General features: G+C 69.7%; 18 protein-coding genes. 7 read left to right on the plus strand and 11 right to left on the minus strand.

Translation table 11 applies throughout. The annotated features are described in order from the left end of the window. The first annotated feature begins 89 nt into the window (after positions 1–89). The 4 genes from glmU to WME79_RS29610 all read left to right on the plus strand — a co-directional run bounded on the left by glmU (position 90) and on the right by WME79_RS29610 (position 3,200). Complete coding sequence (gene glmU / locus WME79_RS29595) at positions 90–1,511, plus strand: bifunctional UDP-N-acetylglucosamine diphosphorylase/glucosamine-1-phosphate N-acetyltransferase GlmU (protein ID WP_437521646.1); 1,422 nt, start codon at positions 90–92, stop codon at positions 1,509–1,511. A 301-nt stretch (positions 1,512–1,812) separates the two neighbouring features. After that, entirely contained in the window at positions 1,813–1,992 is a 180-nt protein-coding gene (locus WME79_RS29600; protein WP_437293213.1) for an FmdB family zinc ribbon protein, read from the plus strand. Between the two features lie 18 nt (positions 1,993–2,010). Beyond that, positions 2,011–2,394 (plus strand): encapsulin-associated ferritin-like protein, encoded by a 384-nt coding sequence (locus WME79_RS29605; protein ID WP_437521649.1) that lies wholly within the window; start codon positions 2,011–2,013, stop codon positions 2,392–2,394. Between the two features lie 2 nt (positions 2,395–2,396). Next, complete coding sequence (locus tag WME79_RS29610) at positions 2,397–3,200, plus strand: family 1 encapsulin nanocompartment shell protein (protein ID WP_437521652.1); 804 nt, start codon at positions 2,397–2,399, stop codon at positions 3,198–3,200. A 17-nt stretch (positions 3,201–3,217) separates the two neighbouring features. Here the strand turns inward: WME79_RS29610 and ribA are convergent, their stop codons facing one another. Both ribA and WME79_RS29620 read right to left on the minus strand, forming a co-directional pair. Further along, positions 3,218–3,895: a GTP cyclohydrolase II gene (ribA, locus tag WME79_RS29615; RefSeq protein ID WP_437521655.1), complete on the minus strand. Its 678-nt coding sequence runs from the start codon at positions 3,893–3,895 to the stop codon at positions 3,218–3,220. A gap of 392 nt (positions 3,896–4,287) precedes the next feature. Then, on the minus strand, positions 4,288–6,090 hold the full coding sequence (locus tag WME79_RS29620; RefSeq protein ID WP_437521658.1) for an acyl-CoA dehydrogenase: 1,803 nt from the start codon (positions 6,088–6,090) through the stop codon (positions 4,288–4,290). A 556-nt stretch (positions 6,091–6,646) separates the two neighbouring features. On the opposite strand from WME79_RS29620, the gene WME79_RS29625 reads away from it, so the two are divergent. After that, positions 6,647–8,155 (plus strand): DUF1552 domain-containing protein, encoded by a 1,509-nt coding sequence (locus WME79_RS29625; protein ID WP_437521661.1) that lies wholly within the window; start codon positions 6,647–6,649, stop codon positions 8,153–8,155. Here the strand turns inward: WME79_RS29625 and WME79_RS29630 are convergent. After that, positions 8,139–8,276, minus strand: a complete 138-nt coding sequence (locus tag WME79_RS29630) for a hypothetical protein (RefSeq protein WP_437540120.1) — start codon at positions 8,274–8,276, stop codon at positions 8,139–8,141. The two genes, WME79_RS29625 and WME79_RS29630, sit on opposite strands and share 17 nt — an antisense overlap. On the opposite strand from WME79_RS29630, the gene WME79_RS29635 reads away from it, so the two are divergent. Beyond that, positions 8,275–9,636: a Vgb family protein gene (locus WME79_RS29635; RefSeq protein ID WP_437521664.1), complete on the plus strand. Its 1,362-nt coding sequence runs from the start codon at positions 8,275–8,277 to the stop codon at positions 9,634–9,636. The genes WME79_RS29630 and WME79_RS29635 overlap by 2 nt on opposite strands. A 131-nt stretch (positions 9,637–9,767) precedes the next feature. On the opposite strand, the gene WME79_RS29640 is transcribed toward WME79_RS29635, so the two are convergent. The 3 genes from WME79_RS29640 to WME79_RS29650 form a co-directional block, all read right to left on the minus strand. Beyond that, positions 9,768–12,767 carry a myxococcus cysteine-rich repeat containing protein gene (locus WME79_RS29640; protein ID WP_437521667.1) on the minus strand — a complete coding sequence of 1,000 codons (3,000 nt, stop codon included), beginning with the start codon at positions 12,765–12,767 and terminating at the stop codon, positions 9,768–9,770. A gap of 113 nt (positions 12,768–12,880) precedes the next feature. After that, complete coding sequence (locus tag WME79_RS29645; RefSeq protein WP_437521670.1) at positions 12,881–16,063, minus strand: efflux RND transporter permease subunit; 3,183 nt, start codon at positions 16,061–16,063, stop codon at positions 12,881–12,883. Then, the gene (locus WME79_RS29650) at positions 16,060–17,370 is read right to left on the minus strand and encodes an efflux RND transporter periplasmic adaptor subunit (RefSeq protein ID WP_437521673.1); all 1,311 of its coding nucleotides are present in this window, start codon (positions 17,368–17,370) and stop codon (positions 16,060–16,062) included. Before WME79_RS29650 ends, WME79_RS29645 begins: the two co-directional genes overlap by 4 nt. A 560-nt stretch (positions 17,371–17,930) precedes the next feature. On the opposite strand from WME79_RS29650, the gene WME79_RS29655 reads away from it, so the two are divergent. After that, positions 17,931–18,671: a methyltransferase domain-containing protein gene (locus tag WME79_RS29655; protein WP_437539979.1), complete on the plus strand. Its 741-nt coding sequence runs from the start codon at positions 17,931–17,933 to the stop codon at positions 18,669–18,671. Here WME79_RS29655 and WME79_RS29660 read toward each other — a convergent pair. The 5 genes from WME79_RS29660 to WME79_RS29680 form a co-directional block, all read right to left on the minus strand. Then, positions 18,637–19,536, minus strand: coding sequence for a helix-turn-helix domain-containing protein (locus WME79_RS29660; RefSeq protein ID WP_437521675.1), 900 nt, complete (start codon positions 19,534–19,536; stop codon positions 18,637–18,639). The two genes, WME79_RS29655 and WME79_RS29660, sit on opposite strands and share 35 nt — an antisense overlap. A 147-nt stretch (positions 19,537–19,683) precedes the next feature. Next, positions 19,684–20,478 carry a hypothetical protein gene (locus tag WME79_RS29665; protein ID WP_437521677.1) on the minus strand — a complete coding sequence of 265 codons (795 nt, stop codon included), beginning with the start codon at positions 20,476–20,478 and terminating at the stop codon, positions 19,684–19,686. A gap of 83 nt (positions 20,479–20,561) precedes the next feature. After that, positions 20,562–21,434 carry a hypothetical protein gene (locus tag WME79_RS29670; RefSeq protein ID WP_437521679.1) on the minus strand — a complete coding sequence of 291 codons (873 nt, stop codon included), beginning with the start codon at positions 21,432–21,434 and terminating at the stop codon, positions 20,562–20,564. Continuing rightward, positions 21,413–22,294 (minus strand): hypothetical protein, encoded by an 882-nt coding sequence (locus tag WME79_RS29675; protein ID WP_437521680.1) that lies wholly within the window; start codon positions 22,292–22,294, stop codon positions 21,413–21,415. Before WME79_RS29675 ends, WME79_RS29670 begins: the two co-directional genes overlap by 22 nt. After that, positions 22,291–23,358: a hypothetical protein gene (locus WME79_RS29680; RefSeq protein ID WP_437521682.1), complete on the minus strand. Its 1,068-nt coding sequence runs from the start codon at positions 23,356–23,358 to the stop codon at positions 22,291–22,293. The genes WME79_RS29675 and WME79_RS29680 overlap by 4 nt, the downstream gene beginning before the upstream one ends. Positions 23,359–23,496 lie beyond the last annotated feature (138 nt).

Raw genomic sequence — 23,496 nt, forward strand, 5'->3', positions numbered from 1 at the left:
TAGGTGGGCGACGCCGGAGCGCGTGTTCTCCAGGCTCACTGCGCTGCGACAGGGACGGCGGCGGGCTCGTGGGTATAGGCTGCGGAGCGATGGCGACCCAACCCACCCCGCTCACCGCTGTCGTTCTCGCTGCTGGACAAGGGACTCGGATGAAGAGCGCCCGACCGAAGGTGCTCCACGAGCTCTGCGGCCGGCCGATGCTCCATTACGTCGTCGACGCGGCGCTGGCCGCCGGCGCCTCGGACGTCGTGGTCGTCGTCGGCCACGGCCGCGACGAGGTCTCGGCGGCCCTGGACAAGGCGTTCGGCGCCCAGGGGAAGAAGGTCCGCACCGCGCTCCAGCCCCAGCAGCGTGGCACGGGCGACGCGGTGCGCTGCGCCATGCCGCACATCGACGCGACCTCCGAGGCGATCCTGATCCTGTGCGGCGACACACCGCTGCTCGATCCGGAGCAGCTCACGCAGCTCCGCGGGGCGCTCGACCGCGCGGGCGACGCGCCGATCGCGATGCTCACCGCGGAGGTCTCCGATCCGACGGGCTACGGCAGGATCCTGCGCGACGCGTCGGGCCGCGTGATCGGCATCCGCGAGCACAAGGACGCGACCCCCGAGGAGCGCGCGATCACCGAGGTGAACCCCGGCGTGTACCTCGCCCGCAGCGGGTTCCTCGGGCGCGCGCTGGCCGGGCTGACGACGGACAACGCGCAGGGAGAGCTCTACCTGACCGACATCGTCGCGCAGGCGGCGAAGGCCGGCGGCGCCGCGGCGGTCGTGGCCAGGGACGTCGGCTCGCTCGTAGGCATCAACGACCGAGCGCAGCTCGCCGCCGCCGAGGAGGTGCTCTACGGCCGCATCGCCGACCGGCTGCGCAAGAGCGGGGTCACGATCCGCACGAGCGCCCGCATCGACGCGGGCGTGGCCGTCGAGCCGGACGCGGTGATCGAGCACGCCGTGGTCCTGCGGGGCCGGACGCGCGTGGGCGCGGGGGCGCGGATCGACGTGGGCTCGGTACTCACCGACGTGGTCGTCGAGGCGGGCGCCTCCGTGAAGCCGTACACGGTCGCCTCGCAGTCGTCGATCGGCGCCGGCGCGCAGATCGGGCCGTTCTCGCACCTCCGCCCGGAGAGCCAGATCGAGGCCGACGCGCACATCGGCAACTTCGTCGAGACCAAGAAGACGGTGGTCCGGAAGGGCGCGAAGGCGAACCACCTCGCCTACCTCGGCGACGGCGACATCGGCGAGGGCGCGAACGTCGGCGCCGGGACGATCTTCTGCAACTACGACGGCTTCCGGAAGCACCGGACCGAGATCGGCGCCGGCGCCTTCATCGGCAGCGACTCGCAGATCGTCGCCCCGGTGAAGATCGGCGCGGGCGCCTACGTGGCGACGGGCACGACCGTGACCCGCGACGTGCCGGACGAGGCGCTGGCGATCGGCCGGGTGAAGCAGGAGAACAAGGAAGGCTACGCGACGCGACTCAAGGCGCGGCTGAAGGACGCGGCGAAGAAGTAGCGAGCGCCGTGCTGTTCACGCACGGTAGGGGGCAGTAGCGAGGCGACCGGCCGACCCGTCGAGATCACACCTCCCAGCGCCGGGAGGCATGCGGCGGGCGCATCGGCGCTCCCGCCCGGGCCTCCCGGCCGCGGCTGCAGCTCGGCCTCCAACAACGACCGCGCAGGGTCATTTTCGCGTGACGCCGAAGGCAGCCGCGGTCGCCCGGCTGCAACCTGGGTCGGCTCGAATCCCGGGAGGGCACGGATCTCGCCTGTGCCCGCGTATGTGATTCAGTTCACATTTGCAAGGCAAGGGTTCCATGCCGACGTACGAGTTCAAGTGCAACGACTGCGGCGCTGAGTTCGAGGTGGTCGCGTCGCTCTCCGAGTTCGAGCGCCTGAAGCGGGAGCGCACGGTCCAGTGCACGGCCTGCGGCCGCTCGAACGTCGAGCCGGAGATCGTGGCGTTCCAGGTGCAAACGGCGCGAAAGAGCGCCTAGGCAGAAGGACACAGCAGCGTGTCGAGCGAGAACTACCACGAGCTGCCGGAGCTCCTGTCAGAGGCGACCAAGGAACGGCACCGCGCGATCGTCTCGTTGATCGAGGAGCTCGAGGCGATCGACTGGTACCAGCAGCGCGCCGAGGCGTGCTCGGACGCGGAGCTGCGAGCCGTGCTGCTCCACCACATGGAGGAGGAGGTGGAGCACGCGATGATGAACCTCGAGTGGCTCCGCCGGAATGATCGCGTCTTCCAGGAGAAGATCGACATCTATCTCAACAGCCAGGGACCGATCACCGAGGTGGAAGCGGCCGAGGAGGCGGCGAAGATCGGCGCCACGGCGAAGACCGGCGCCATGGCGCCGAGCGGTGCGCTCGGCATCGGGAGCCTGAAGGGGGCATGATCATGGATCTTCTCAAGCGCGAGCTCGCTCCCATCCTCCCCGCCGCCTGGGACCTCATCGATCGCGAGGCGACGCGCGTGCTCAAGCTCCACCTCGCCGGCCGCAAGGTCGTCGACTTCCGCGGTCCGTTCGGCTGGGAGGTCGCCGCCGTCAACACGGGCCGCCTGCGCGCGATCGAGCGGAAGGAGGCGTCCTCGGTGAGCGCGGGCGTCCGCCTCGTGCGGCCGCTCGTCGAGTTCCGCGCGCCCATCCGCCTCGATCTCGCGGAGCTCGACGCCGTCGGGCGCGGCGCGCAGGAGCCCAACATCGAGGACGTCGTGCGCGCCGCCGAGCACGCCGCGCGCTTCGAGGACGGCGCCATCTTCAACGGGCTCGCGGCCGCCGGGATCGAAGGGGTCCTGGAGGTCGCGCCGCACAAGCCCGTGGGGATCCCCGCGCCAGAGGCGTGGCCGCGCGCCGTGGTGGAGGCGAAGGAGGTGCTCCGCGCTGCGGGTATCGACGGTCCTTATGCGCTCGCGCTCGGCCCGAAGGCGTACGACGAGGTGTCCGCGGCCGCGGAGGACGGCTATCCGCTCCTCAAGCACATCGAGCGCCAGCTCGTCGACGGGCCGATCGTGTGGGCGCCCGCGCTCGAAGGCGGCGTGCTCCTGAGCACGCGAGGCGGCGACTTCGAGCTGACCGTCGGGGAGGACCTGTCCATCGGCTACGACGGGCACGACAGACAGGTCGTCGAGCTCTTCCTCACCGAGAGCTTCACGTTCCGCGTGCTCGAGCGCGCCGCGGCCGTGGCGCTGCGGCGGGGCTGAGATCAGCCCCAGTGGGGCTACTCGGCGTCGCCGACCGCGGCGCCCTCGCCGTCGCGCAGCGACGGGATGGCGTGGCCCATCCGGAGGCGCTTCGCCTCGAGGTAGGGCGCGGAGAACGGGTTGGCCGGGACGATGGCCGCCGAGCGCGAGGCGATCCGGACGCCGAGCGCGCGGAGCGCGTCGACCTTGTCCGGGTTGTTCGTGAGGAGCCGGATCGACTCGATGCCGAGGTGCTCGATCATCGCGGCCGCGGGCTCGTAGCCGCGGGCGTCGTCGGGCAGGCCGAGGATGCGGTTCGCGTCGACCGTGTCGTGGCCGAACGCCTGGAGCTGGTACGCCCGGATCTTGTTGGCGAGCCCGATGCCGCGCCCCTCCTGCCGGAGGTAGAGCACCACGCCGAGCCCGCGGCGCCCGATCTCGGCCTGGGCCGCCTCGAGCTGCTCGCGGCAGTCGCACTTGAGGGAGCCGAACACCTCGCTCGTCAGGCACTCGGAGTGGACGCGGAGGGTCACGTCCGACCGGCCGCGCACGTCGCCCATGACGAGCGCGACGTGATCGGGAGAGAGCCCCTGCTCGGGGCTCGTCGTCCCACCGAAGTGGAACACCAACATCTGAAAGACGCCGTGCTTCGTGGGCACGGGCGCCTGGGCGCGAATATCGAGCTGAGGCCGGATCGCCGTCGTCGGGACGTGCATCTCGCTCTCCTGGTGGAGGAATCCTGGGTCGCCTGTCAAGCAAGGAGCGCGCCTGGGTAACCCGCTGCCCTGCCCTTGTCCGGCCACCCCTGAAGGTGGCGTCAATCAGGTAGCGTAAGCACCCGGCAGGAACAAGGTAAGCTCTCCAAGATGTTGCTCCTAGGACATACCTGGAGCAGCCGATCAGCTGTCTGGAGCGGCCGATCTGCTTCGTCCCCGCGCGATCCGCCGGGACCGCCGGCCGTGAGCGAACTCACCATCGAGACGCCGTCGGACCGCCGGAGCGGCGAGGAAGCCGGCGGGCTGCGGAGCGCTGAGGAAGCCGGTGAGCTGCGGCGCTCGCCTCGGAAGCCCCCGAACGCGCCGGCGACACCAGAGCCGCCGCGCCCGCCTCAGAACCACCCGGGTTGCATCCTGGCGTACGAGTCCTCGCCGGAGCGGCAGAGCGCTGCGAGCGCCTCGACCCGGGGCAGCTCCGTCGAGAGCCAGTACTGCGCCGCGCAGAGCTTGCCTTCGTAGAAGCCGGCCGGAGCGGCGCCCCTGGCCAGCCCTTCGCGGGCGGCCGCGGCCATCGCGAGCCATTGCCAGGCCACCACGACCACGGAGACGAGCTCCATGTAATCCGCGCTGTGCCGCAGCATCCGCTCGGTGTCGCCGCGTATCCCCACCTCGGCGAGCTGCACCGTCACCTCGCCGAGCAGCGCGAGCGCCGCACCGAAGCGCTCGCCCCACTCGGGCTCGACGCCGGCCCGCTGCGCCCGGACGATCGTCTGCTGGATCTCGCCGCCGAGCGCGATGAGCGCGGCGCCGTTCCCGGCCACGACCTTGCGGCCGAGGAGGTCCATGCCCTGGATCCCCGTCGTGCCCTCGTGGATCGAGTTGAGCTTCTGATCCCGGAGCCAGGCTTCCGGGAGGTACTCGCTCGAGTAGCCGTAGCCGCCGTGGACCTGGAGCGCGAGGGCGTTCGACTCGAAGCCCTTCTCGGCGGGGAAGGTCTTGGCGATGGGGGTGAGCAGGTCGAGGAGCCGCTGCGCGCGCTCTCGATCCGCCGCGTCCGCGGCGTGCGCCGCGAGATCGGCGTACAGCGCGGTCGTGGAGACGAGCGCGAGGCCCCCCTCGACGATGGCCTTCTGCCGGAGCAGCATCCGGCGCACGTCGGCGTGCTCGATGATCGGCACCTGCGGCGCCCCCGGGTCCCTGGCGCCGAGCGGCCGGCCCTGCGGCCGGACGAGCGCGTAGCCGAGCGCCTCGTGGTAGGCCGCGGAGGCGGTCGCCACCGCGTTCGCGCCGACCAGGATGCGGGCCTCGTTCATCATCTGGAACATGCAGGCGACGCCCTGGTGGGGGCTGCCCACGAGGTAACCGTGGCAGTCCCCCTTCTCGCCGAAGCTGAGCGACAGGCTGGGGAGCCCGCGCCAGCCGAGCTTGTGGATCATGCCGGCGACCTCGACGTCGTTCGGGACGAGCTGCCCGTCCTCGATCCGCCGCTTGGGGACGGCGAACAGGCTCACGCCCTTGATGCCCCGAGGCGCGCCCTCGATGCGCGCGAGCGTGAGGTGGACGATGTTCTCGGTGAGGTCGTGGTCGCCGCCCGAGATGAAGATCTTCGACCCGCGGACGAGGTAGTGGCCCGCGTCGGTCTTCACGGCGCTCGCCTGCACGTCGGCGAGGCTCGATCCGGCCTGGGGCTCGGTGAGCGCCATCGTCCCGGTCCACTCGCCGGCGTACATCCGGGTCATGAAGGCGGACCGCAGGGCGTCGTCGCCGAACGTCTCGATGAGGTGCGCGGCGCCGGCCGTCAGGCTCAGGTAGCCGCACGCGCTCAGGTTCGCCGCCTGCAGGTAGGCGCCGGCGAGCGTGGCGACGACGAGCGGGAGCTGCTGGCCCCCCACCGCGGCCGGCCGCGCCGCGGTGAGCACCCCGAGCTCGACCATCGGCCGGAAGACCCGCTTGACGGCAGGGTGCACCGTGATGGCGCCCGCCTGGAAGCGCGGCGGCGCCTCGTCGACCGACCTGTAGGTCGGGAACAGCACCTCCCGCGCGAAGCGCCGGCAGCTCTGGAGGTAGAGGTCGAACGTGTCGCGCGAGTGATCGGCGAAATAGGGGAGCTCGCAGAGGCGCGGCGCGTCGAGCACCTCGTAGAGGAGGAATTCGACGTCGCGGTCGTTGATGAGGGGGTTCTGCGCAGGGGTCATGGAGTGCTTCGCCGGATCCGTCCGGTACGCTGGGGTGAGGCCCTCGCCCGAGGATAGCGCGGGTCACGCGAGGTGGGATCCCCCGAGTTCCGGCGCTCCTGGCCGCAGCCGCCCGCTTCCCGGACGCAGCTCTGAACATGAAGGCGGCAAGGGGGGGAAGGCGGGAAGAGAAAATTACCTTCCTACCCTCCCGCCTTCATGTGAGCTCTCTCGGGGCAAGGTTGAGCACTACCCCCCTTCGCGCCTCGCTGCCGGAACCGTGCTGGGCCACCTCGCGGCGCCCCACGGGTGTGGATCGAACTTGCTCGGCCCGCGCGTGAATGAGATCCTCGACACCTGCTTATTATCCACGCATTGAATCCGCCGCCGTCACTCCACAACCGCAGCCTGCGGGAGCCCGTCCAAAGGGGATCCGAACATGAGCAAGCCGTTGAACCGAAGAATTTTCCTCCGTGGCCTGGGGGGAGCCGTCCTGGCTGCGCCGTTCCTCAGCTCCATGTGGGAACGCGGCGCAAAGGCCCAGACCTCCGCTGCAGGCGGGAAATCACTGATTGTGATGTTCACGCACTATGGGTGCATCACGAACAGGTGGTTTCCCACGAAGACGCAGGGAGAGCTCACGGCGGCAGACCTCACGCCGACGAGCCTCGCGCCCCTCGCGCCGTACGCAAGGAAGCTCCTCATGCCGCGCGGCATCCGCACGATGAACGAGTGGACCGCCAACCTGAAGCGCGGGCAGGGGAACGACCCCCACCTGCAGGTCGTGGCGTCGTACTTCACCTGTCAGCCGGTCACTCCGAACAAAAACGAGCCGTTCAGCTTCCAGACGTCCACCAGGTTCACACCCAAGGCGGTCGGTCCTTCGCTGGATCACGTCATGGCCCAGCAGATCAGCCCGAACGGCGCTCCGTTACTCTTGAACACGGCTGGCCAGAATGACAGCGCTCAGTCGGCGATTTCCTACTCCGCCTCCGAGACCCTCTACAGGGGCCTCAACGCTTCGCAGGCGTTCAGCGGTCTCACGGGCCTCTTCCAGACGGGGGCCCCGATGTCTCCGGACACCTACGCGGCGGTGCGCGGCAAGAGCATCCTCGACCTCGTCAAGGATGATCTGAGCACGCTCGAGCGGTTCGACATGAGCAAGGACGACAAGCTGAAGCTCTCTGCCTGGAAGGAGCTCCTCGACTCCACATCCAATGTGATGGTCTCCGCGCAGTGCAGCGCGGATTTCGGCGCGGTGCTCGGTGCGACGCAGGCGAACGCTCAAAAAGCGGGGGCGGGAGGCCTGGGCACGGACATCCTCACGACCAAGGTCAGCGGCGCGCTGGACGGAGCGGACATCTATTCGGCCATCGCAGCGCTCTCGGTCACCTGCAACCAAAACCCCGTGATTTTCATGAAGTACCCTGGGAATTACATTTTCAAGGGGCTTGGCATCAATACCGAGGCGCATTCCCTCTCTCACCGCCTTGACAATGCAGGCATGCAGGGCCCCTGCCTGCCCGACGCGATCGCGATGCTCCTGCAGATTGACGCTTATTACGCACAGAAGTTCGCGAACCTCGTCCAGATGCTCGACAGCATCCCCGAGGGGAATGGGACGACGGCCCTCGACAACAGCGCGGCTATCTGGTTCAACGAAATGTCGGACGGCAACGCGCACAACCTCAACAACGCTCCGATCCTTCAAGCAGGCAGCGCCGGCGGCTACTTCAAGACCGGTCAGATCATCAACCTCGACAGCGCGTCGACCACCGCCCTCACGAACGGCAACAGCCTGGCGCAGTGCGCCGACGGGACCGGCAAGGCCGATGGGGTCACGCAAGCCACCGGGAGCGATCCGGAGATGGGCAACGCGCCGATCAACAAGTACTACTGCAACATCATGAACGCCATGGGCGTGAAGGCGGGGGCGGATGGCTACCCCGCGAAGGGGGGCTCCGCGGAGGTGACCAGGTACGGCTATTCCGACAAGACGGAAGATTTCATCGGCGGAAAGGGCGCTGTCGCCGACGCGACAATCCACAACCCGGGCGAGTTCAAAGAACTCAGAGCGAGCGCCTGACGATCGTGCTGAAGATGTTGAGCGTGTGCCCCGTCAGCAGCAGCGCGAAGGCCGCGCCCGCGATCGACAGCGGCAGGATCGCCAGCACCGTGACCGGGTGCAGGATAGACTCGTACCCCATGAAACGACTTTCCTGGGTGCTGCTCGCGGCGTTGGTTTCCGTGGGCTGTGGGGACAACGACGACCCGTCGGAGACGGGTTCGGGCGGTGACGGCGGCGGCGGCGCAGGTGGTGGCGCGGCTTGCGAAGCCGAAGGCGACGGCACGCTCGACGTCGAGATCGTGAGCCCGAACGACACCGGCGACGTCGCCGTGACCTCGCCGGGAGTGCCGGACGAGCGCGTGATCTCGAGCGCGTCCCTCGACACGCCGGCGGGTGAGTACACGCTGCGCGCAGGCAGCGTGGCCGACTACCCGAGCGACGAACGCGTCGGCTTCGTCTATCGGCCCGAAGACCCGGAGCAGAGCGCCTGCGTCGCCGACGGCGCGACCACCGAGGTCACCTTCAACTACGAGCTCACGCCCGGGAGCCACCAGCTCTGGTTCACCGCGCAGAACGGCGACCAGCTGGTCGGCGCGCTCGACGGCGAGGCGCTGCTCGAGTCGGGCGAGGTCTCTCCAAGCGTCGCGTTCCAGGGGAGCGCCGAGATCATCAACCAGGGCGCGATCGCCTTCGACGGGGCCGGCAACCTGTGGGTTTCGGCCAACGCGGGCCAGATCACCGTGCGGCTCGTCGACACGCTGGGCGAGAGCAGCGAGGCCGCCCCTGATCGCGTGCTCGACGTGTCCGAGGCGTGCGCGGGCGTCACCCCCTGCGCCGCGGGCGGTCTGGCGTTCGACGCCGCCGGCAACCTCTGGGTCGGGATCCGCGACCATTTGCTGAGGATCGACGCGGCCGATCTCGAAGGCTCCGGCGTGGTGGAGCCCTCCGTGACCATCACCGGCGACGAGATCGAGGACGTTCAAGCGCTTGCGTTCGACGAGTCGGGCAACCTGTGGGTGGCGAGCGCCGAGCAGGACGCGGTGCTGATGTACGCGGCCGAGCGGCTCGCCGCAGATGACGGGGATCCTGCCGACGTGGTGCTGAAGGCGCTCACCCCCGAGCCGGTGATCGGGCCGCTGGGCCACCCGACGGGGCTCGCGTTCGACGAGCAGGGCGCGCTCTGGGTGGGTTACTGGGGCTCGAACACCATCGCCAGGTTCGAGCCGGGCGATCTCGCAGCTTCAGCGGAGCTCACCCCCGAGGTTCAACTCGAAGTGGGGGTGCTGGCGCTTCCGGAGAGCATCGCCTTCGATCAGCAGGGGAACCTGTGGTTGCCCTCGCAGGTCGGTTCGGCGGCGGCGATCGCCAAGGCCGAGCTCGTCGCGGGCGGAGACGTGGAAGCGGGAGCCACCGTCCTGACGAGCGAGGCGTTCGGATCGCTCATCGACCTCGCCTTCAACCCGCCCCCCGACTGGTCACCGATCTACGGCCCCCAGTGAGCCCGTGGGCCCCGGCCGCCGGAGCCGCGCAAGGCGCGCCCTGGCGCCGCCCGCGACCACGTGGAGCGCCGGCACGACGAGGAGGCTGAGCGCCGTCGAGGATCGCGCGCCTTCGTCGCATTGCCCGGCGCTCAGTCGAGCATCACCACGCGCCCGGCCGCGTCCGTCTCGGTCTCGAACAAGTAGATGACGCGCGTCGTCTTGTCGTAGGTCATCGCGAAGTCGCCCGTCGTGCCGAGCGTGCTGATCGCCCCGAGGTGGGCGAAGCTGCCTGAGGCCGGAGCGACGACCGCGTGCACGTCGCCGAGCGCGTCGCGCACGTAGAGGTGGTTCGGGCTCACGAACGCGTCGATTTCGATGTTCGTCGTCAACGTATGCACGTCGATGCTCGCGAGCTTGACCGCGGGCGACGCGATCGACGCACGCGAGAGTCGATAGACGCCTTCCCCCGCGGCGCCGTTCGACGCGACGTAGAGGAACTGATCGTCGGCGGCGAGGCCGGTCACGTACCAGACGCCCGTGTTCGTGCCGAGCAGCACGGGCGCCCCCGGAGCGTTCGCATCGAAGGCGTAGAAGCTGGCGCTCTCGCTGGTCCGCCGCGTCGACATGAAGAGGAGGGTGCCGTCGGTCGCGATCGCGTGCGACGGCGACGACGCGGGGTAGGCGGGCCCGAGGTCCCACGAGGTCGGCGCCCAGGTCGCGCCGTCGTAGATCGAGAAGAGACGCGTTGCGTCCGTCGTCGTCACGTTGTCGACGCTGAACAGCCGATCGCCCGCGTGCACGAGGTCGTAGCCGAGGTGCGTGCCCGTGATCCCGTCCGCCGCCCCGTGCTCGACGGCGAGCGCGCCGGTCGCCTTGGCGAACGAGAACACCTTCGTCGTCGTCCCGAGGAAGAGCTCGCCGTCGTTGATGGCCATGCCCTGATCACCGACCGCGCTCGTCGGGAACGTCACCGCGAGATCCGTCACGTTCCCCGCGACGCCGTCGTACACGACGTCGTTGATGCTGAGCGCCGTGATGGCGCCGCCGACCGGGACCGCCAGGTAGAGCGTCGTGCCCGAAGGGACGACCTTGCCGAACGGCGACGCGAACGCATCCGTGGAGCAGGCGAGCTCCTGCCCGCCTTCGTCGTAGACCGCGAAGGTGCCGGCGGCGTTCGCCTGGATCGATACGACATCGTGGACGACCGTGTACGCGTACCAGTGGATGTTGCCGGCCGCCGCGAAGCAGCTCGGCGCGTCCAGGCGCTGGCCCGACGAGGGCGCGATCGCGCTCGAGCTCGCGATCGGCTCTGCCGTGGGCCAGCTCTCGCCTGGGCCGGGGAAGATCTCCGTCACCTGGACCTGTGCGCCGCCGAACTCCTCGCCCGTGGCCTCCGTGCTCACCCACAACCAGACGGGACCCGCGGGCGACGGCGCGGTGAACGAGATGACGTCCTTGTTCGCGCGGCAGTTGCGCGACACCTTCGCGGCGCTCGTCGGATCGCACACGCTGAGCAGCTCCACGTCGAGGTCGGAGGCCGAGGGGCCGATGTTCTGCACGTCGACCTTGAGCACGCTCGAGGCGGAGGCCTTCTCGTATTCGATGACCGTGTCCACGCCGTGGATGTCGCCGTACGGCGCGGTGTTGTCGCACGAGATCGAGCCCGGCTCGCCCCAGGCGGGAGCCATGTCGAACGAGTTGATCTCGGCCGGTACGTTCCACGTGTGCGGCATGCCCGGCCCGGCGGACGGCACGTAGATGGCGCTCGCCTCGGTGTACGGCGAGAAGCACCCTTCGCCTTCGGCGTCGTCCGCGTCGATCTCCGCGATGGTGACGGTCGTCGCCGGGAACGGGAACTGCGCGGTCGCCGGCGAGTTCTTTCCCACCCACACGTGGTAGGTGCCCGCGGGCACGTCGAGGTACACGTCCCAGTCCTGCTTGTACCAGAGGCACTTCAGCGACGTCCCCGGGCTCACCGCGCAGTCTCCGCCCACCACCTCGACGTTCAGGTAGTCGGCCGTGGCCGTGCTCGCGGTGTCGGCTCTCACGTGCAGGAGCTTGCCCCCGTTCTCGACGGTGTCGCTCGATTTCACGAAGCGCAACACCACGTCGGGACCCAGCGTGTTCACGTCGCACGCGAAGGTGCCTTCGGCCTGCGTGACGCTGCCCGCGTCGATGCTCCACACGTGGTCGGGCCCGGCCTGCGCGGCCTGCGAGATGACGAGCGGATCGTCGCAGCTCTCGCCGGTGTTGGGCGTGCACGCGTCGCTGCACCCGTCGCCGCTCACGATGTTGCCGTCGTCGCACGCTTCGAGCCCCGCGATGATGCTGTCGCCGCACACGGTGGCGCACGCGCTCGGCTGCCCCGAGCACGCGTAGCCGAGCTCGGGCATGCAAGCGGCGCTGCATCCGTCGCCCCCGAGGGTGTCGCTGTCGTCGCAGCCCTCGGCCCCCACGACGATGCCGTCGCCGCAGATCGCCGTGCAGACGCTAGGAACGCCGGCGCACGAGAACCCGGGCTCGACGAAGCAACCATCGTCACAACCGTCGCCTGGGGTCGTGTTGTCGTCGTCGCACTCTTCGGCGCCGTCGAATTCGCCGTCGCCACACGCAGGTACTGCGCCGCCCTGTCCGCCTGCGCCGCCTACGCCGCCCGTGCCGCCTGCACCGCCCTCGCCGCCTGCACCGCCCTCGCCGCCTGCGCCGCCCGTGCCGCCTGCACCGCCCTCGCCGCCTGCGCCGTTTGCGCCGCCCGTGCCGCTGGCACCGCCCGCGCCGCCCACGCCGCCCTCGCCGCCCGTGCCGTTTGCGCCGCCTGTGCCGCCAGCACCGCCCGTGCCGCCTGCACCGCCCTCGCCGCCCGTGCCGTTTGCGCCGCCCGTGCCGCCGGCACCGCCTGCACCGCCCTCGCCGCCTGCGCCGCCCGAAGAGACCGCGCTTCCTTCGCTGCCGCCCGCGCCTCCTTCGCCACCAGCGCCGCCGTTCCCACCCGAGCCACCGTCGCCGCCCGAGGCGCCAACCCCTCCGCTCGCACCCGCGCTGGTGGAAGCACCCGACGGCGGGTTCGAGGAATCCTCGTCATCCCCACACGCAATGAGGATCGACGCGGCAACGACGATGGCCAACGTGGCGCGATGTTTGGTCGACATGATCGTCCAGTCTCCAGCTGAGCTGCCGATTGTCCCACAACGCAAGGCCTGAACGGTCGTGAGCCGGCGCGCTCACGCGGGTTGCGGTGCCTGCGTGGCCCGGTGAGAGGCCCTCAGGGCAGGGCCGACGATCTGGTCGATGTGGGGGCCGTGGAGCCAGACCGCCGGAGCCGCGCAAGGCGCGCCCGCAGGTCGTCCGCGACCACGTAGAACGCCGGCACGACGAGGAGGCTGAGCGCCGTCGAGACGACGAGGCCGCCGATCACCGCCGCGGCCATCGGGGCTCGGATCTCGGCGCCGGGGCCGAGCGCCAGCGCCGACGGGACAGCGGCCATCAGCGTCGCGATCGAGGTCATCAGGATAGGGCGCAGCCGCACCGGACCGGCGCGGAGCATCGCCTCGCGGGCGTCCATCCCCTCCCCTTCCCCCTCGCCGTGCCCGCGCCTCACCTCGATCGCATGATCCACGAGGATGATCGAGTTCTTCTTCACGATCCCCATCAGCAGGAGGATCCCGATCATGCTGAAGATGTTGAGCGTGTGCCCCGTCAGCAGCAGCGCGAAGGCGGCGCCCGCGATCGACAGCGGCAGGATCGTCAGCACCGTGACCGGGTGCAGGAACGAGTTGAACTGAGACGCGAGCACCATGTAGGCGACCAGGATCCCGAGCACCAGCGCGAACAGGAGGCCGCCCATCGACTCGCGGAACGTCACGCTCGCGCCGCCCAGCACCAGGCGGTAGCCAGCGGGCAGATCCCGGCCGAGCTCCTCGACGCGGGCCACCGCCTCGCCCTGCGAGCGCCCCGGCGCGACGTTGCCGAAGACCGAGATCGCGCGCTCGCGGTCGCGGCGCGTGATCGCCTGGAGCGCGGGGCGCTCCTCGTAGGTGACGACCGACGTCAGCGGGACCAGCGCGCCCGACGCGCTCCTCACCTGGATGCGCGCGAGATCCTCGGGCCGGCTCCGCTGCTCCGCCAGGAGCCGCGCGCGCACGTCCACGCGGCGCCCGCTGTCGTTGTACTTGGCGACGCGCCCGCCGCCGATCAGCGTGTTCAGCGTCGTCGCGATGGCCTCGACGCTCACGCCGAGATCCGCCGCGCGCGCCCGGTCGGGCACGATGCGGAGCTCGGGCATGCCGAGCTGATAGTCAGAGTCGAGATCCACGACGAGGCCGCTCTGCGCGAGCTCGGCCCGGATGCGCTCGCTGTGCTTCGTGAGCTCGTCCCAATCGGGGCCGCGGATCGAGAACTCGACAGGGAACCCGCGCTGGGCCGTGAAGCCCGACTGCGAGAGGTCCTGGACCACGGCGCGCAAGCCGGGGTAGCCGTTCAGCTCCTTGCGGAGCACGCCCTGGAGGTCGGCCTGCGAGAGCGCCCGCTCCTCTGCCGGCTTCATCGTGACGAACAGGATGCCCGTGTTCACGCCGCCCCCTCCGCCGAAGCCGCCGACCACGGCGAACACCCGCGCCACCGCCGGGTTCGCGCCCACGGCCGCCTCGGCGCGGCGGAAGAGCCGGTCGGTCTCCTCGATGTCCGAGCCGACCGCGGTCTGCAGGCGGACAAGGAGCCTCCCCTGGTCCTGCGACGGAACGAACTCCGTCGGGAGGCGCTGCATGGCGACGATCGCGCCAGCGAAGAGGATCGCGCCGAGCAGCACGACCGCGACCGGGAACCGGAGCGCCCGGGCGAGCAGCCAGCCATAGCCGCGGGAGAGCGCCTCGAAGCCGCGATCGACGAGCCGCCCGAGGCGGCCCCGGCCCTCGCGGGAGACGTCGAGGATCTGCGCGCAGCGGGCGGGCGCGAGGGTGATCGCCTCCAGGTACGAGAGGAGCACGGCGATGCAGAGGGTCACGCCGAACTGGAGGAAGAACCGGCCGACGACCCCCTCCATGAAGATGATCGGGAGGAAGATCGCGACGACGGCGAGCGTCGCGGCAAGCGCCGCGAAGGTGATCTCGGCCGTGCCCTCGCGGGCGGCGCGGACGCGGTCCTTTCCCCCTTCGGCGTGCCGGTGGATGTTCTCGAGCACCATGATCGCGTCGTCGACGACGATGCCGACGGCGAGCGAGAGCCCGAGCAGCGTGAAGGTGTTCAGCGTGAAGCCGAGGAAGTAGATCGCGGCGACCGTGCCGAGCAGCGACATCGGGATGGCCAGGACGACGTTGATCGTGCTCGAGAGCGAGCCGAGGAACATCCAGCAGACGAGGGCCGTGAGCGCGATGGCCATGCCGAGCTCGAGCTCGATCTCGTGCACCGACTCTTCGATAAACCTCGTCGAGTCAAAGTTGACGCCGACCTCCATCCCCTCGGGCAGGGACTTCTGGACCTCGGCGAGCGCGGCCCGGACTCCCCGGGCGACCTCGACCGCGTTCGAGCCGCGCTGCTTCCTCACGCCGAGGCCCTGGGCCGGCTCCCCGTTCACCCGGGCGAGCCGTCGGACGTCCTCGAAGCCGTCCTCGACGAGCGCGACGTCCTCCAGGTACACCGTGGCGCGCGCCGACGACGGCGGCCCCGCCGCCTGAGCGGCCGCGCCCGGCTGGGCGGCCGCGCCTGGGTTGCCCTCGCGGAGGACGATCCGCTTGAAGGTCGCGAGATCGAGCGCCTCCCCCATCACCCGCACGTTGAGCTCCCGACCTTCGGTCTCGATGCGGCCCGCGGGGAGCTCGATGTGCTGGCGGCGCAGGGCCTCGGTGACCTCGGCGACGGTGAGCCCCTTCTCGGCGAGTCGATCGGCGTCGAGCCAGATGCGGACGTTGCGCTCGAGGTAGCCGCCGAGCGTGAGCTCTCCGACGCCGGGCACCGTCTGGAGCTTCTCCTTCAGCCGGTAACGCGCGATGTCGGCGACGAGCTGGGGAGAGAACGGGCCGGAGAGCCCGACCCACATGATCGGCTGGTCCTCCGGGTTCGTCTTGGAGACGACGGGCGGGTCGAGGTCGAGCGGCAGCCGCCGCTGCGCCTGGGAGATCTTCGTCTGAACGTCCTGGAGCGCGACGTCGACGTCGCGCGACAGGTCGAGCTCGATGGTGACCGAGGCGCTCCCCTGGCGCGACGTCGACGTGATCGATCGGATCCCCTCGACCTGAACGGCCGCCTCCTCGAGCGGCTCGACCACGTCGTGCTCCATGATCTCGGGGGCGGCGCCCTCCAGCGTGGCGGAGATGGTGATGGTGGGGAAGTCGACGTCGGGGAACTGGCTGATGCCGATGCGCGACACGGCGACGAGGCCGAAGACGATGGTCGCGGCCATCAGCATCCAGGCGAAGACCGGCTTCCTGAGGCAGGCTTCGGTGAGGCTCACGGCACGCTCCGCGACGAGCTGGCGGGAGAGGTCAGCGGCGACGCGCCGGCCGAGGCGGGTGGTGACGCGCCGGCAGAGGCTGGCGGTGACGCGCCGGTCGAGGCAGCGGGCGGCGACGCGCCGGCCGCGGACGCGCTGGCGTCTGCGCCTCCCTCGGAGCGGTGCCCCGTAGCCTGGCCTCCCGGCACGCTGCCGGGCGCCGCGATGCGGACCTGCGCCCCCTCGCGCAGCGCCTCCGCGCCGCGCACCACGAGCAGCTCTCCCACAGAGAGGCCCGACTTGACCTCGACGCGCCCGTCGGGCGTGCGCAGCCCCAGCGAGAGCACGCGCTCACGCGCGGCGGTGCCGTCGATCACGTACGCGAGGAACCCCCGCTCGCTCGGCCGCACGGACGTGAGTGGGATCACGGGAGCGTCGCCGCTCGCACCCACAGGCACGGTCACCTCGGCGAAGGTGCCGGGGCGGAGCAGCTCCTTGCCCTCGCCCTGCACCTCGCCGGTCACGGCGACCATGCGCGTCGCCGGATCCGCCGCGTCGGCGACGTGCGTCAGCCTGGCGCTGTAGGTCCGCGCGTCGCCCTTCACGGTGAAGCGCGCCTCCATGTCGGGCCTGACCCGCGGTGCGTCGGCGGCGGGGATCTGGAAGCGGAGCAGGAGCGGGTCGCGGCGCAGGAGCGTCGCGAGCACGGTGCCGACAGGCACGTGCTGGCCAGTCTGCACGGTGCGCGTCTGGATCTTTCCCTGGATGGGGGCGCGCACGTAGGCGTCGCGGAGGTTCAGGAGCGCCTGGTCGACGGCGACCTTGGCCTCGGCGACCTGCGCGGCGGTCGTCGCCGCCCTCGATCGCCAGGACGCGACGTCTTCCTTGCTGAAGACGCCGTCGGCGCCCTCGGCCTCGCGCCGCTCGAGCCCCGCGGCGGCCTCGGCCTGGGTGGCGGTCATCCGCTCGAGCGTCGCGCGCGCCGCGCGGACGGCGAGGTTGTACCGGGCCGGATCGATCTCGACGAGCACCTGCCCCGCCTTGACCTCGGCGCCCTCCATGAACCGCACTGCCTCGACGACGCCCGCGACGCGCGCGGTGAGCTGCACCTGCTCGAACGCCTCGACCGCGCCGACGGCCGGCACGGCATACTCGACCCGCTCCGCCGCGACGGGCACGACCTCGACCGGGAAGCTGAGCCCCTGCTTCGCGGGCTTGCGCCCCTGCTCGGGCGAGGCCTCCTCGCCCTTCTTGCATGCCGGAGATCCGAGGAAGACAAGCCCCGCCACCAGGGCGAGCGCGGCCACGCGAATCGGTTGGAGCACCATCTAGGTGGAGGAGTAGCGCAACTTGAGCCGCTGTGCGCGGGCCCGAGCGGGGGTCACCGGGCAGCGTCACGCCGGCCACAGGCCGAGCAGCGGGGCGTGCGCGCGGCGGGGCCTGTGGGGCGTAGCGGCGCGGCGCCGGGGAGCAGGGTACGCGCGGCCCGATCTCGCCGCCTGCGCGCACCGCCGAGCTCGCGACGGGCGCCCATGACTTCCGCTGCCCACCGATCGCAAAGCCCGCCGATCCAGCACAAAGACGCGCACTGCCGCACAGGACGGACAGGACGTACATTCCTGGCGTGCCGCGCCGATGCGCGGCTCGACCAACATCGCTGGACGAGAGTACCCAAGCTCAGCCGTCACTCTCGGTATGCGACCGCCGAGGGCGCGCGAGGCGTCGGTCAGAACGCGCCTGGTCCGAGGAAGGGCATCGAGATGTTCTGCGATGTCCTCGGGATCGCAGACAGCAAGGATGCTGAGCCACGAGCCCGGCGTGAAACCAGCAGCGGCGGGCGAGCTGACACGAGCTGGCGGAGACGACGATGACAGACCTGGTCAACGACATGACCGAACGATTTCTGCGCGATGCCGGCATCGCTCCCGGCATGCGCGTCCTCGACGTGGGGTGCGGCCGAGGCGACGTGAGCTTCATGGTCGCCCGCATCGTCGGCGAAGGGGGTTGTGTGCTCGGGGTAGACCGTGATCCGGCGCCCATCGCGATCGCTCGCCGGCGAGCCGCCGAGCTGGGACTCCACCGAGTCGCCTTCGAAGAGCGGGACCTCGGCGCGCTCTCCCCCACCGCCGAGCGCTTCGATGCCGCCGTCGGCCGGAGGGTGCTCATGTACCAGCCGGATCCTGTCGCTGCGGTCCGTGCCATGGCCGGCGCCGTGCGCGCCGGCGGCCTGATCCTGCTTCAGGAGAACGACCCGACGATGGGCCAGGGCAGCCTTAACCCCATGGAGCTGCACCGCCAGGTGCACCAGTGGATCTGGCGGACCGTCGAGCGTGAGGGCGCGAGCCTCCACATGGGATTCCAGATGCCGGGCGTATTCGAAGAAGCGGGCCTGACCGTGCAGTTCGTCAGGGCAGAGGCCATCGTGCAGACGCCGAAGATCCATCATCAGCTCGCGTTCATCGTTCGCGTGATGCTCCCGCGCATCGTGCAGCAAGGCGTGGCGTCGGAGGCCGAGGTCGACGTGGACACCCTGGAAGAACGTCTCGCCGGCGAATGGACGAAGGCCAATACCACCTTCGTCGGCGACCTCGTCTTCAGCGTGTGCGGTCGAACACCGTCTCCTGGTTGAGCGCGCGGCCCTTGCTCCGCGCTTCGGCGCGCCACGCCGCCGGCGTCGCCCCGTGTTCTCTACGGAACATGCGGATGAAGTGCGTCGCGTCCGCGTAGCCGACGCGCTCGGCGACGATCTCGACCCTCTCGTCGGAGTGGAGGAGGATGCGGCGTGCCTCTGCCATTCTCCCAGCCACGATCCACTCGACCGCGCTCCGGCCCGTCGCCCGAGAGAGCACCGTCGTCACGTACGCCGGGCTCCGTCCCACAGACCGCGCGACGTCCTTCAGCGAGAGCGGGCGAAGGCAGTTTCGCTCGATGAAGCGAAGGGCATCGACGACGACTCCCGGCGATGGCGAGGCAGGGTGTTGCGAGCGCGCGGCCTGCCGAACCTCGTTGAGGATGAGCACAAGGAGGCTCCGCTGGACGATGTCAGGAGCGCTGCCATCACACGATCCCGTCACGCGCATCAGCTCGTGAAGGAGCATTTCGATGTGCGCGTGACGATCCGCGGGCACCCGAACGACGGGGGAGGCGCCGGCGCGCACGCGCTCGAACGGCTCGATCAGGCTGCCCGCCTCCTCGGCAGCCAAGCAGGGGACACAGAAGCCGAGGCCGATCCACTCCGGGGCCGCCTTCTCGATCGAGCGGTGCGGTTGTCCGGCAGGCACGAGGAGGACGTCTCCAGCTTCGATGTTCCATCGACCGCGCTGCTCGATCCGAGAAGAGCCGCTCGTGTAGAACGCCAGCGCGGCGAAGGCGTGGGTCACTGACGCCCGCAGGACCGGCTGCGCCGGCGAGGGCTGCCGGCAGCAAAAGATCGCTCGGCCTCCGCCCACAAGGTCTTCTCGCTGGATCGCCGGCGCGGGGGACATGAGCGCCATGATGACATCCGCGGCAGCAGGAGGCGAGCGCCGACGCTCTCCGTCGAGCAGGCTGCTGAGCGATGAGGAGCGCTTTCCTCCGCTGCGCCGGCGAAAGGCCACCGAAGACTGGCTGGGCCAACCTGCGCGCGCGCCTGCCGGACGGAGCTACGGCTTCAGCGTCATCCGCATCTTGTAGGTCTGCATGCCGAACATCACGCCCGCCGGGGCGCCAGGATCGATGGTCCCGTCCCGACCGCGGCTCAAGCGCACGAAGGCCTGACACCCCTCGGCGGGAAGCCCCGTGGGGTACGAGCCTTCGGGAACGGTGAACGAGCCGGTGTCGTCCACCTCCCCCGACGAGTCGTCCCAGGATACGTCATCCAGGCAAGGACCCGGCTCATCGAAGCTGACAGGTCCGATGGACCACCTCATCATGTCGTCCTTGCCCAGCGGCTCCCACGCCAGCACCAGATCCTCGCCGGAGCCAACGCTGAACTCGCTCTCCGGCTCGGGCGACGTGAGCTCCGAGAGCTCGGGCATCACGATCTCCCAGCCGTCGAGGTCGTTGAACCGGGCATGGATCGCGCGGCCCGGCTTGGCCTCCTTGAGGTAACCGCGGCACTTGGCGGCGATGAGGTTGTCCTCCGGATAGCTGTCATGCCACCAATAGCAGGCGAGCTCCGCCTCCTCCGCGCCGTTGCTCACGACGAACCTGTCGGGGAGGTACTCCCCGTCCCCAGGGTCTCGAACGCCGAACGCGCTGCTGACGTCCACCTTCGTAACGTAGGCCTCCGCTTCGCCGAGGTATTCGACGCCATCGCGGACGATCGGCACGTTGTATCCGTAGACCCGGATGACGACCGCCTCGTTCTCCGCCAGGGGCCGGTACTCGTCCGGCCCACACGCTGCCCCGGAAAGGCCCAGAACGGCGATCAAAGCCAGCCATACGATGCCTCTCATGAACTCCTCCACGATCCGATATCATTGCAAGAGACGGCTGCGCCGCACGGGGGCAACCTGTGCGCCTTCTCGCTGGAAAGAAGCTACGGTTTCAGCGTGATCCGTACCTCGTAAGACTGGCGCGCAAAGATCGAGCCTCTCTGGACACCGGGATCGATGGTCCCGCGGCGGCCGCGGTCGAATCGAAGGAAAGCCTGACACCCCTCGGCGGGAAGGCCGGTGGGATACGAATCCCTGGGAACGACGAACGCCCCGGTGTCGTCCATGACCCCGTCCGAGCGGTACCACTCCACGTCATTCACACACGGCCCCGGGTCGTCGAAGCTGGCGGGTCCGAGAGACCATCCCATCCGGTCGTCCGTGCCCAGCGGTTCCCACGAGAGCACCAGATCCTGGCCGGCGCTGAGGCTGAACTCGCTGTCCTGCTCAGGAGACGTGAGCTTCGAGAGCTCGGGCATCACGACCTCCCAGCCGTCGAACTCGTTGAAGGTGGCATGAATTGCACGACCGGGCTCGGCCTGGACGAACTGACCGTGACAGAAGGTGGCGATGAGGTCGTCCTCCGGATAGATGTCCTCGTAGAGGACGCAACGGAGCGTGGTCACCTCGAGGCCGTTGCTCACGACGAACCTGTCGGGGAGATATTCCCCGTCGTCGTGCTTTCGGATACCGAACGCATTGGGGTTGTCCGTCTTCCAGACGTAGCCCTCCACCTCGCCCCGGTACGTGACGCCATCGCGGACGAGGGGCGGCTCGAACCCGTAGACGTCGATGCGAACGGCGTCGTTCTCCGCGAGCGGCCGGTACTCGTCCGGCGCGCACGCCACTCCCGAAAGGCCCAGCGCCGCGATCACGGCCGGCCTCGCGATATTGCTCATGATGTCCACCTCGCTGCCCTGCTTTTTGAGAGAGACGGCGACGATGCCCCTTCCGCTCAGGGGAGCCCCTCCGGGCAAGGAGGGCAGTCACCACCGCAATCTACACCTATTTCCAAGCCATTCTGGCGATCGTCATCGCACCTCGGCGGCTGGCACCGGCCCTGAAAGCACACCTTCGTCAGGCAATCCGGGCCGTCGATGCACTTGTCTCCAGCGGCACAGGTACGGCAGTTGGATCCGCAGTCGATGTCGACCTCATGCTCGTTCTGGATGCCATCGCTGCACGTGGCAAAGCTGCACCGGTCATCGAAGCCGCACACACCCGTATTGCAATCCTCTCCCGTCGCACACGGGTACGTCGGGCGACACGGATCGCAGCGGCCACCGCAGTCCACATAGGACTCGCCGGTGTCTACATCGAGCTCGCCATTGTCGCAGTCGAGCGGGATGCACTTGCTGCGCGGGGAGCAGTACATGGTCGGGTCCCCGCAGTCTGCGTCCGACAGGCACTCGACCAAGTTTTGCTGGCCGTCGCACAGCCCCGAGCCGTCAGGGGCCGGACCTCGCCGGGTCCATTCGTTCAGCTGATGCGCGCCGTCGCAGAAGTCATCCGTGCAAGGGTTGCCGTCGTCCGGCACGTCGTCCGGCGCGGGCAAGGCGACCTTCTGCCCGTCCCTGTCGCACGCGATCGTCATGCAGTCGCCTGGGTACTGGCCGCGGTACTCCCCCACCTCTCGCTGGCACTTGCCATCGATGCACTTCACGGTGCCACAGGCGGGGTCCGGCGGGTCGTCGCAATCGTACTCGGTCACGCACTCGGGGCGCTCCGGCGGAGGCGCTGGGGCCCCCTCCGAGCACGCCATCCACAGCGGGGCCACGGAAAGCATCGCGCCGGCGGCAAAAAGGTGCCTGCTCGTGGTCATGTTGCCTTTCTTCATGTCTCTTCGTCGGAGATGAACAGTGGGCAGGAAGTGGGGCAGTTCGCGCCGCAGTCGATGCCTGGTTCGTTGCCGTTCATCACTCCATCCTCGCACGTCGGGCGACGGCACCTGCCGTCCGCGCACACACCGCTCTGGCAGGACTCGTGAGCGTTGCACCGCCGGCTGGCGGCGCACGCGGGACACGACGGCGCGCCGCAATCGACGTCGGTCTCGGCGCCGTTCAGGATGCCATCACGGCAGCTCGTCTCCTTGCACAGCATGTCCGAGCCGCACCCGCCCGCGATGCAGTCGCTGTCGGCCGTGCACGGCTGTCCTGCCCTGCACGGCTGGCACCGGCCGCCGCAGTCCCGCGCCGTCTCGCCCGAGGCATCATCAAAGATGCCGTTGTCGCACCATTCGAGGACGCACGAACCCGATGTCGAGCAGGCGTACGAGGGGGTCCCACAGTCCTCGTCGCGAAGGCATCCGACCAGATGCCCTTCGCCATCGCAGTACCCGGAGCCCTCTTCGGCGTCCCCTGCTGCCCTCGGATGGTGCACGCTGACCCCTTGCAGACACGCGTCGATCGTGCACTCGTTGCCGTCGTTGAAGGCGTCGCCGTCGTCGGCCTCGGCGACCACCCGCCCAGCCTCGTCGCAGCGCAGGATCACGCAATCGCCAGCCCGCTGGTTCGGGAATCGCTCTCGCAGGGCCAGCCTGCAGACCTCCGCTTCACACACGGCCTCGCCGCAGCGGGGGTCCGCAGGCTTCGGGCAATCCTCGGCTGTCTTGCACAGCAGTGCGTTGCACTCGCTGATGGGCCGACACTCCCGCTTGCAGGAATCACCCTCTTCCTCCCTGGCGCCGGGCTCGCAGCAGCGCGCCTCCTCCGGGTCCGGACACCGGCAGCGCCCATCGATGCACTGCGTTCCGCTCTGCTTGGGCTGGCAGTCTGCGGTTGAATCGCACAGAGGCTCCTGCTCCACATCGACATAGGCGTCACCGCTGCAGGCAGGCCAGAGCGAGCACACCAGGAACACCGCACCGGAAGCGCACAGCCCGCGCTGCCACATCGGAGCCATGATATCAGGCCTCCTCGTCCGGAGGATCGCGGAGATCCCAGCCACGTGTCGAACGACGCGCGTTGTTCGCATTGCGATCAACGTCCGCAAATTCTCCACCAAAGATGAACTACCATTCAGAAAGATGAGGTCGGCTCT

The organism is Sorangium sp. So ce726 (genome assembly GCF_051521405.1).
Taxonomy (GTDB): Bacteria; Myxococcota_A; Polyangia; order Polyangiales; family Polyangiaceae; genus Sorangium.

Excerpts from the sequence above, each read along its gene's own strand:
- WME79_RS29655 (WP_437539979.1), top strand. The coding sequence starts at position 17,931 with ATGACCGAACGATTTCTGCGCGATGCCGGCATCGCTCCCGGCATGCGC.
- WME79_RS29675 (WP_437521680.1), bottom strand. The coding sequence starts at position 22,294 with ATGAAGAAAGGCAACATGACCACGAGCAGGCACCTTTTTGCCGCCGGC.
- ribA (WP_437521655.1), bottom strand. The coding sequence starts at position 3,895 with ATGCACGTCCCGACGACGGCGATCCGGCCTCAGCTCGATATTCGCGCC.
- WME79_RS29620 (WP_437521658.1), bottom strand. The coding sequence starts at position 6,090 with ATGACCCCTGCGCAGAACCCCCTCATCAACGACCGCGACGTCGAATTC.
- WME79_RS29650 (WP_437521673.1), bottom strand. The coding sequence starts at position 17,370 with ATGGTGCTCCAACCGATTCGCGTGGCCGCGCTCGCCCTGGTGGCGGGG.
- WME79_RS29610 (WP_437521652.1), top strand. The coding sequence starts at position 2,397 with ATGGATCTTCTCAAGCGCGAGCTCGCTCCCATCCTCCCCGCCGCCTGG.
- WME79_RS29660 (WP_437521675.1), bottom strand. The coding sequence starts at position 19,536 with ATGGCGCTCATGTCCCCCGCGCCGGCGATCCAGCGAGAAGACCTTGTG.
- WME79_RS29635 (WP_437521664.1), top strand. The coding sequence starts at position 8,275 with ATGAAACGACTTTCCTGGGTGCTGCTCGCGGCGTTGGTTTCCGTGGGC.
- WME79_RS29600 (WP_437293213.1), top strand. The coding sequence starts at position 1,813 with ATGCCGACGTACGAGTTCAAGTGCAACGACTGCGGCGCTGAGTTCGAG.
- WME79_RS29640 (WP_437521667.1), bottom strand. The coding sequence starts at position 12,767 with ATGTCGACCAAACATCGCGCCACGTTGGCCATCGTCGTTGCCGCGTCG.
- WME79_RS29665 (WP_437521677.1), bottom strand. The coding sequence starts at position 20,478 with ATGAGAGGCATCGTATGGCTGGCTTTGATCGCCGTTCTGGGCCTTTCC.
- WME79_RS29625 (WP_437521661.1), top strand. The coding sequence starts at position 6,647 with ATGTTCACGCACTATGGGTGCATCACGAACAGGTGGTTTCCCACGAAG.
- glmU (WP_437521646.1), top strand. The coding sequence starts at position 90 with ATGGCGACCCAACCCACCCCGCTCACCGCTGTCGTTCTCGCTGCTGGA.
- WME79_RS29630 (WP_437540120.1), bottom strand. The coding sequence starts at position 8,276 with ATGGGGTACGAGTCTATCCTGCACCCGGTCACGGTGCTGGCGATCCTG.
- WME79_RS29680 (WP_437521682.1), bottom strand. The coding sequence starts at position 23,358 with ATGGCTCCGATGTGGCAGCGCGGGCTGTGCGCTTCCGGTGCGGTGTTC.